This window comes from Acinetobacter sp. ANC_7553 (genome assembly GCF_056779895.1).
On the sequence record NZ_JBWYIV010000024.1, the window covers coordinates 1 to 9,413 of the forward strand.

Annotated in this window: 9 protein-coding genes; 4 read left to right on the forward strand and 5 right to left on the reverse strand. The window is 32.5% G+C overall.

Annotation, left to right across the window (positions count from 1 at the left end; all coding sequences use genetic code 11):
- The first annotated feature begins 626 nt into the window (after positions 1-626).
- Entirely contained in the window at positions 627-818 is a 192-nt protein-coding gene (locus AC1M9I_RS14170) for a hypothetical protein (protein ID WP_481611177.1), read from the forward strand.
- A 492-nt stretch (positions 819-1,310) separates the two neighbouring features.
- Here the strand turns inward: AC1M9I_RS14170 and AC1M9I_RS14175 are convergent, their stop codons facing one another.
- Positions 1,311-2,300, reverse strand: coding sequence for an Abi family protein (locus AC1M9I_RS14175; RefSeq protein ID WP_309171717.1), 990 nt, complete (start codon positions 2,298-2,300; stop codon positions 1,311-1,313).
- Positions 2,301-2,508: 208 nt separating this feature from the next.
- Here AC1M9I_RS14175 and AC1M9I_RS14180 point away from each other — a divergent pair, with 208 nt between their 5' ends.
- Positions 2,509-2,754, forward strand: coding sequence for a hypothetical protein (locus AC1M9I_RS14180; protein WP_018680089.1), 246 nt, complete (start codon positions 2,509-2,511; stop codon positions 2,752-2,754).
- An 86-nt stretch (positions 2,755-2,840) separates the two neighbouring features.
- Positions 2,841-3,338, forward strand: coding sequence for a YfbU family protein (locus AC1M9I_RS14185; RefSeq protein WP_481611178.1), 498 nt, complete (start codon positions 2,841-2,843; stop codon positions 3,336-3,338).
- Between the two features lie 162 nt (positions 3,339-3,500).
- On the opposite strand, the gene AC1M9I_RS14190 is transcribed toward AC1M9I_RS14185, so the two are convergent.
- From AC1M9I_RS14190 to repM, 4 genes are all read right to left on the reverse strand, one after another.
- Positions 3,501-4,175, reverse strand: a complete 675-nt coding sequence (locus AC1M9I_RS14190) for a DUF4276 family protein (protein WP_481611179.1) — start codon at positions 4,173-4,175, stop codon at positions 3,501-3,503.
- 4 nt (positions 4,176-4,179) lie between these two features.
- A complete protein-coding gene (locus AC1M9I_RS14195) occupies positions 4,180-5,256 on the reverse strand; it encodes an AAA family ATPase (protein WP_481611180.1) in 1,077 nt (358 codons plus the stop codon).
- Positions 5,257-5,556: 300 nt separating this feature from the next.
- Entirely contained in the window at positions 5,557-6,126 is a 570-nt protein-coding gene (locus tag AC1M9I_RS14200) for a plasmid replication DNA-binding protein (RefSeq protein ID WP_092768946.1), read from the reverse strand.
- A gap of 63 nt (positions 6,127-6,189) precedes the next feature.
- The gene (repM, locus tag AC1M9I_RS14205) at positions 6,190-7,083 is read right to left on the reverse strand and encodes a replication initiation protein RepM (RefSeq protein ID WP_092768949.1); all 894 of its coding nucleotides are present in this window, start codon (positions 7,081-7,083) and stop codon (positions 6,190-6,192) included.
- Between the two features lie 1,459 nt (positions 7,084-8,542).
- Here repM and AC1M9I_RS14210 point away from each other — a divergent pair.
- Positions 8,543-8,992, forward strand: coding sequence for a hypothetical protein (locus tag AC1M9I_RS14210; protein WP_481611181.1), 450 nt, complete (start codon positions 8,543-8,545; stop codon positions 8,990-8,992).
- Positions 8,993-9,413: the final 421 nt, after the last annotated feature.

A 9,413-nucleotide genomic window follows, 5' to 3' on the forward strand; every position in this document is an offset into this window, starting at 1 on the left:
ATTTCACATACATTTTTTTATTTAGATATTGAGCATATCAAACTTTTTAGATTCTATGAAAATCTAGGAAAAAATCCTTTCATCTTCCCCCCCATTTAACATAATAGGCGTTATGCGAAATGCAATCAAAATAATGATTTAAAATCAATATCTTAAAAATTTTCACCCACCCCGAAAAACAGCAAAAAACCGACTGTGAAACATGTCGGTTGCTTTTTGAGCAAATTTGATACTTCTTGCCAATAAAATTGGTTAAAAAGTGATCAAAAACCGTAATTCCCTATAAGATATATGCCTTTTAAGATCAAATTCATCCCCAATTTCTGCGGACAACTTTTGGGATAAGTTTTAATCAATTTTGTACGCCTTGGCTCACATTCATTCAGGTATTTTGCGTCTATACCGATCCCCCTCAATTTTCTATGATGAACACATAGAGAGCAGGATGCTCCAGATAACAATAAGAAATCGTAGCAATGGAATATGCAGGTACGACAGGAGTTATACCAACGCATCAAATACATAAAAAAGCCCAACAGGATGTTGGGCTTTTTTATGTTTGACTTAAATAAAAATGTATATACAATGAATATACATTTTATTTATTTCCTTGGGGATAATACGTTATGACTGAATCACCCAAAAAAAAGGTAAATAGGAAAAATGCTCAACTCTTAATTCGTATTAATGATGCTGAACGTGATGAGTTTGTTCATTTATGCGACAAACTCGATACTACAGCTGCGCGCGAAGTAAGAAAATTTATCCGTAGTTTTATCAAAAAACACCAGTCAACGGATGCCTCTATTAAGGAGTAGTATTATGGCTAATAAAATTTTGAAATCTTTGAAGAAAGAAATTAAGTCACGTAAAAAAAAGATTTCTAAGCATGAGACTAAACTTGCTAAATTAATGAAAAAACTAAATAAACAAAAGTAAATTTTTGAATAAAGTTTAGTGATCTATAAGGCCCTCAAATGAGGGCCTTATTGTTTTATTTATCTTAAGTAACCCTAAAATGTTTAGGGAATTATTAAAATAACTTTAGTTAAATCAAATTTAGTTGCTGTATTGATGTTATCTGCAGTTCAAGTTTTTACTCTAACTCCTGTAGCAACTGAGACTCAAGCTGCATCTGAAGCTAAATCTCCTGCAGTAAAATAAGTTAAAAATTAATTTTAAAAGCCCAAATCTATATTTGGAATTTTTTTACATTTTTAATCTAGAGTTCGTATAAGAGATTTTATGTTAAATAATCTCAAAAAATGTAAAGCATATTAATAAAAAAACTGATATTTATCGGGGTTTGGTTATTTCCAAATTGGATGCTTATGCCAGTCCAAGGGGAGTGTTGTAAACTTTGTGATATCTCCTAACGGAAAATTTTTTTCTAAAAGACAATATATTGAATCTTTCCAATCTTTAGCGTGACCCGTAGGCTCTAGTAATCTAGCAATGACAATAATTAGGGCATACAGCCCACCATTTGTATGCTCAGATATTTGTAGTTCTGTAGCAGCATCAGCAGTAAGTACATCCTTAACTTTTCTATTCCAAAGCCTGCCATGATGAGCACAAACATTACGATATTTATTAATTAAGAATAAATGACTGTTTAAGTTTTCCTTATCTATATGAATATATGGAGATGGTGAACTTGATGATGTCGTACCAATATTGAAACTATCACTTATTAAATGCTTATGTGATGATTTAAGGTGTTTGTAAATTTTTCTTAAAGTGCCGAAACTTACAATTTCAGTTAGCACCCAAAATGGTAGTTTTGGGTGGTCATCATAAGTATCATTATAAGTATTCTTAAAGTGACTAATAAAGTCTTCGCCTTTAGCACGGGATATTTCAGTGTTGATACCTTTCATCAACCCCTGATAGTCGATACCTTTCAAATTTCTACGTGATCGCATGTAGAACAGTGATTGATCATACATAGCGAATGCATCATTGTTGATACCCGGTATATGATAGGCGACCTGAGTTCTTAGAAATGTTTCTATATCAGTAATTGCTTCAAAAATTAGTTTACGTAATTGATAGTCGAACTCATAAATTTGTATAACTTCTTCAAAAGTATGACCTGATTCGAATTTACCTAACTTTTTAGTACTATCATTTGGATCTCGTTGTCTGAATAAATGCCAATAAGCACTAAGTCGATAATAGTTGTAACTGATTAAACATTTTTTAGCGTAATTTTCATTATGAATGATCAGTCCATTGACTTTAAGTTTTTCAATTTGTTGATCTAATGTTAGATAGCTTTTGTTGTATGGGATCAACAAGGAACTTTTCTCCAGACGAAAAAAAACCGCTTAGTAGGCAATATATCGATAACTCGATATATATATGTCAAGAATGTTGACAGAGGCGAAGCGGTATCTAATTAATATACTAGATAGTATATATTAAATAGTAAAGCATTTTTTCATATATATTTAATATTTAAAAGATTATTTTTAAAAGTAAGTATCTAATAAGGGGTAAAGTGCTATGAAACATCCAGAAATTAAACCATATGATTGGATAAGGGTAGGTAATCGTAACTGCGTTGTTATGAATATTTATCCTAGCAACTCTCCTTTTGGAGTATGTAAAGTTGTATTCAATCCACAAAAACCTACTACTCATGACGTTGATTGGAATGGTCAACAATGGTTTTTCCCTGAACGTCCTGATTTTGGAGGATATGGTAGAGATGGATGTCCATTTGTTCGAAAGCTAAAACAAGGAATATAAATTAAGTGAAATTAATATGGATAATACCTTGAAAAATAAAATAATAAATAGATATATAGAGTTCCAATACTTTATAAGATGAATAAATGAAAATTGAATTAACAGATAAAGAGTGTTTATTTCTAGCTAATCAGCATGAAATTTTAGGTCATTTAAATACGGATAATTCGGATTATCACTTTAAGTTAGCTGAACAGCTACGAGATGGTCATGAGTGGCTATACTCTCAAAGTTTTGATTACTTCTCTGAAAACTTACCATCGGAAGATGCTGACCTTGTTTTAGATATCCTACAGGTCTATGAACTAATTGGTGATACTTACAGTCGATTGTCTGATAAAAGTGGTATTTCAGATACTCAAGTAAAGTTCCCAGGTTTTGATGGGAATAATGAGCCTGAGTTTATGAGTTTTGTTGATGCTCTGGAAAAAGATAATCGCTATGTTGATGTGATCCAAGCAGGCAACAGAAACTCACATTCAGCTAAAGTTCATGTATATGAACGAATGATTGCTAAATGGCAAGAGCTTGGTAAGCCTTATACCTTAACTAAGGAACAGCTAATCGAGATTTTAGAGGCATAATTAAGAGTGCCTAAAATTAATATAATACACGTTATGTGAAGTTTAAAATTGAGACTATATCCTTAATTTTTATTTATTTTTTAAAATTTAAGACCTAGGCCAATGCCTAGGTTTTTTTATTTCGTATAACAGCCGTTATGTTAAATAAGAGCCATAAAGTTTCTATTTTTTTAAAGCTCTTATTTGATCTAACCATGTCTTAAAATGAGCACATTCTCTTTCCATTACTTCTATTCCGATATGTTTAGAAATTCTTGGACCATGTGTGGTTTTTTTATATTTAGGATGCAGATTATTTTCCAATCTTTTTGCAGGTTTTGTTTCATAACTATCATTAATATGTTCAGGAGAAGCAACTTTATCTCTCATAGCCTGCAAGATTTGTTCTGATCGGTGCCAATCTGGTTCAATTGAGCAAAGTGTCTTTACATCAGAAAATAGCAGTCCTTCAAATTCATAAGGTTGTATATATGGAATTATTTTTTCAGGTCTACATCCAACGTAACTTACTAATTCTTCATGTAATGCTTTCTCTAATAGCTCAACACGTTCGTAAACATTACTTAATTTTGATGCAATTTTAAAATTCGGAAAACTAGGATCTAATCCATATAAATCTAGAAAAGTAGTTAAGACTATATCGGGTTTACCTCTTAAAGTATTCCTAACATTTTTCTTTAAACGATCATAGTTTATAGCTCCACCTTTCGCTGTAGATGATGTATTCATTAATAGAGGTTTTAGGTATATCTGCTGTGAATTAAAGAAAGGAGCAACAACCTGTTTAATAAAAGCTTCTTCAGTTTGACCTTCTGAAATTACAATCACTTCTTGCATGTTATTAAGGTCTCCCACCTAAAACATTTTGTTTCCACAACTCTCCTAAACTATAGTCCTCTAACCATTCTTCTAATTCATCTTTTTCAAATCGTTTAAAAGTCGATTTTCCTTGAACTTGATCGACAACAATGATGTTATCTGATTGCATTTCATTAATTAATTCAACTGATTGTGTTGAAATAATTAACTGTTTATCTTCTGAAACCTGTTTAAAAATATCTGCTAACACACTTATTGCATACGGATGTAAACCTAGCTCAGGTTCATCAATAATAATGGTAGCTGGTAACAATTTTTTAGGTTGTAAAAGTAGGGTTGTTAAGCAGATAAAGCGAAGGCTACCGTCTGATAAGAGGTGCGCTTTAAGAGGAGTATCGGGGCGGTTAATCTGAAGCCATTCTAATTCAATAAATTCTGAGTCATCTTCACGCTGTAAAAAATCATCGAAAAATGGCAATACGAGTTGAATCGTCTCTACTATTCTTCGATATTCCTCATTATATTCAATAGATAACATACGCAAATAAGCTGCCAAATTTTCAGCATCAGGTTTTAATCTAATATTGTCATTTACCGAATGTTTTCTCTTTACTTTAGCTGTTTCACTAGTGTCATGAAAGTGGTATACACGCCAGCCTTTCAATGCGTCACGTACATAAGGTGCATAACTATCTTTAGATTCTTTGAGTGCCGACTCTCCGCTACCAAAACCTATTAAATGGTTGCTAGGAGCATAGTAAACACCTTCAAACCACAAATATTCATTTTCAAAAATTAATCTATTATCGACTGTTGGTATTAAGCTAAATTTATAACCATTTGACTTAAAATAAAATTCTGCATAAATTTTATCAGTTATATCTCTACCAAAATGTAATAGGTTATCAGGTCCACCTTGTTGCTGAACAAAGAGTTGCAACCGCTGTTCATACATTTCATTAAGCAGTTTAAAGACACTGATGAAATTACTTTTCCCAGCACCATTGGCACCGATGAGAATATTGAGATTAGACAACTCAAAATTATCGAGCTGTTCTATTGATTTATAACCATGAAGAGTGATTTTACGCAATGACATGATTATATAGCCTTCATTCTAGATACTTTAATCTGGTAATTCCTTAATTCTATCATTTAAGATTTCTAAAAATTAGCACAATAGAATTAAATTCATCGTTATTTAAAATTTTTTGATAACTTAAGTTTTTCTACAATTAACATAATACACGTTATACGAAATGCTTGAATTTTTCCTATAAGCATCAATATCTTAACTAAAGCCGTTCCAGTAAACAGCGCACTGGAGCGGCTTTTTTGTGATTTGTCACGTTCCACGTCTATCCTTTAATCTTTGTTTCACAACTTTGTGTAGTTCTATTTAACCATTCGGCAGGAAGAATCGGCTCAGGAAGCCACGCTTTTTAGGCTCAGGTTCAACATGCTCAGGAACAGGAATTCGCTTTTTTTCTACATCGATAGTAGTCAATCCGTCCTCTTTAGACTGCTCAGACTGAAGGGGGGGGATTATATCTTCTGTACTAGGAAGTGAATTACTCTCGGTATGAGTTGTATCAGATTCAATATTGACCTTAGAGGGCTTCATTTCGATGAGTGTAAGAAGTGTATCAATACGAGAATTAGCTTTGGCCTCCCGATCTTCTGCTTTTTCTAATTGTTTCTTTAAAAAATCGATTTGATTTTTTAATTCTATGATTGTTTGATCCGTGTACTCAGGTGTATTTGGATTTTGTATTGCAGACGTATCGATACGTTTTGACTGTTTTGTATTAAATGGTTCGCCATACACACGAAGTAACTCTGAAAAGTCTATGTAACCATCGTGATCACGACTTAATACTCCATTTTTTATATCTTTATAGAGTGTTGCACGAGATTTTTTATACAGTGCAGCAGCATCACTAACACTGTATTTTGTACTTGTTTTCATAGTGTATTACTGTGTATTTACGATACGTATTAAGGGATACAATAAGTGTATTCTCCAATACACTCAAGATTTGAAGCCTAAGTTTTTTAAGTAGGGTAAAAATTGCTTTTGTTGTTTAGGATCTCTAAGCATTTCTTTAATTTTTGATGCTAATGTTTCGTAGCTTTCACCTTCTAGTGCTAAATGGGAAAGTTCATGCAAACGGGATAGCTGATTACCAAACATATTAATTTGAGCATCTGTCAGCTTATAAAACTCTTTTGGTATATCTATATCTGGGGAATTAATATTTTTAGCTTTTTCCTTAAACGAAAATAGAATATGAGTAACTTTGCGACCTGTCTTTTTTTGCTCATACGTTACGGTTAAAGGGCTGTATTCATTTATTTGGTCTATCGCAGTATCAATTACTCGTTTCTTAAAGTCGGCAAATAACGGATATTTCTTACCGAGTTCTAGCATTGTTCGTAAGTTATCAACGGAGATTTCACGCTTACCTATTTGTCTATACTGGACCAACAGTTCATAAATACGGATACCATACCCACTGTTGATTCCAGCAATATCTGATAAAGCATACTTAGTAAACTCTCTACTTAAATTAGAAATGAAAGGCAAAATGGGTTTTGAAAAGCGAATACCAATGACACCCTGGCTATCCAAAAACTGGATCTCTTGGACCCATCTCATCTTTATAGATTTATCGTTAACAGTAAGGTTAATTGATCTTTCGTAAAGTCTATTAATACCTTCCTTTAGATCCCTATATGCGGTTTTCTCATGTACCCCTAAGCGTTGTAGTTCATTAACACTCACAGGATATAGTTCATCATCTGTGATTGGTTGGTTTTTAGGAATACGGGAAATTGCTGCTAAGACGATACGTTGCTCTACAGCACTTAATTGATATGATGCTTCTATAACTTGATTTGATTTTACAACTTGATTCTTATCCAAAATGAAGCCATTGATTTTTTTAATATATGACAAATATATACCTGTCATAGTTAGTAGTCAATCCGTCATAGTTAAGTAGTCAATCCGTCATAGTTAGTAGTCAATCCGTCATAGTTAGTAGTCAATCCGTCATAGTTAAACTCTGATACCTTTGCTATATAAGGGATACAGGGGGCTGAAAAGATTTAAAAGATTTAAAAATAAATAAAAAAGGCTGTTTGAAAAATTGCCCTTGGTTTTCGCTTCGCTCAAACTCTATTGAACTTCGCTTGCGCTCAGTTCGTCGGGGCAATTTTTTCTCTAATCTCTTTGTGAATTCTATAAAAGCAAAAGCATTCGGTATTCGCTTCGCTCATATAATTTTTTATGCTCGCTTCGCTCGATTTAGAAGCTACTTTTTGTCATATGATTTTATTTCTAGCTAAATTTTTATAAAAAATGGTTTTTCAGAGGGGGGAGAGATCAATTTTTCTGTGTGTCGCTCGTAGACACTCGCTTATATCCTCCTTATTGCTTCTTATTTTTCGTTTTTAGCCCTGTTTTCGTTTTTTAGCTAGAGAACAGTGTTTTTATTTTAACTGCGCTTAAATCGCATTCTATGCGTATTTATTAAGGGGTTCTTTTTTCAAAATTTGCTCCCAGGGCTTTTTCATTTTTGATCAGCAGATCAGGAATGCACGCTTACTCGTTTCTCTGGAGAGAAACAAAATTGAGTTGTTAACCAAGCATTCTCTGTACGTCAATTTAGCCAGGTAAATCTCTTTTGGTCTCGGCACATGCCGAATATTTTTTCTCACACACCACGCATCTATCGATGAAACCTCTCAATCCTTTACACCATAAGGTTTACATGGAATTTTAATGGGTTAAAAAAGTGGGGCTCTAAAAAAGCAAAATATAAGTTTATATAATTGAAAAATAAAGAAAAAAGCCAGCTCACCGAAAAGGGCTATAAAATATGAAAAATTATACATAAATATTTGTTTTATATGGTGAAAATTCTGGGCTCTCAGTAAATTTGGGGTATAGCTCATTTTTTTGGGGAAAAATTCAATAAGTAATTAATATATATAGATAAACACTTGAGCTCTGAATTTTTCTTGATATTGATGGTTTTAAAGCGAATATTAGTTGTGTGTAAAAATATAAAACTCAGTATGTATAACGAAATTTTTTTGGAGAGAAGTAAATGATGGACAATATTATTCAGTTATCTAAACCATGTACGCTTTGTGGAATTAGGCAGAATGTTAAGTTGTTTGCTGAGCTAATGCTTTGCTCTCAATGTCAGGAAGATATTAGGATCACTAATCCTGGTATGTTTGCTTCAAATGAACAGATCCAACAAAAAACTCAGGATTAACCTGAGTCTTGCATAAGGTGTATTATGTTAATTTTAGATTTTCTTAATACAAATTAACAGTTTAAACTGTTCGTATCTAGGTTATAGATCTATTTTATGGAAAAAAATAATATTCAAAATCAAGGAAACTTAATCAAAGCGACATTAGTTTCTTCTGTCGTAGCTCCTTTGCCTTTTATAGCAACTATTTGCATAAGTTCACTGGGGGATTTTCAGCTAACCCAATTTATTCAGTTATTATTTTCTGTTTCATTACTCATTATGCTATTTGCTGTTCCTTTTACCCTTACTATAAATTTTTTACTTGTATTACCAATAGCGCTTTTACTTCGTAAAATAAATTTTCTATCCTCAATTTATTTGTGTTTTTGGTGTTCTCTAATAGCCTTTCCAGCGTTCAAAATCTACATGACAATACTTAATAATGGACCAACTCAAAAAGCTGATGTTTTAATAATCGTTTTAAGCACACTTTGTGGACTATGTTCTGGAATCATATTTTGTCGAATTGCTAAGATTAAAATGAAACCTAGCCACTTAACATAATGGCTGTTATACGAAACAAAAAAACCTAGTGACTGACCTAGGTCTTAAATTTTAAAAAAATATTAAAAATTAAGGCTATAGTCTCAAACTTTCAACTTCGCATAACGTGTATTATGTTAATTTTAGAAGAGCTATAAAGCATCTACAAAATTGGTGGCTATTCAATTTGTTCGCACATAAATTATCTGAACTGCCCAAAGTTGGTAACGAATATGCCGAAATCGGAGAGTCCTCCGAAGACTTTACGAAACGCCTTGCAGACATGCTTTTAGAGCCAAAAAAATTCAGAATGTTTTATCCACTCTTGGAACAACTTGGCTTTAGTTCTAAAAAATTCAATCAGCAACAATTAAACAGGTCGATAAACCTAAGTTTTTAGATTTACCAAATATGCAGATCAATCGAATCTCTTACGGCATGT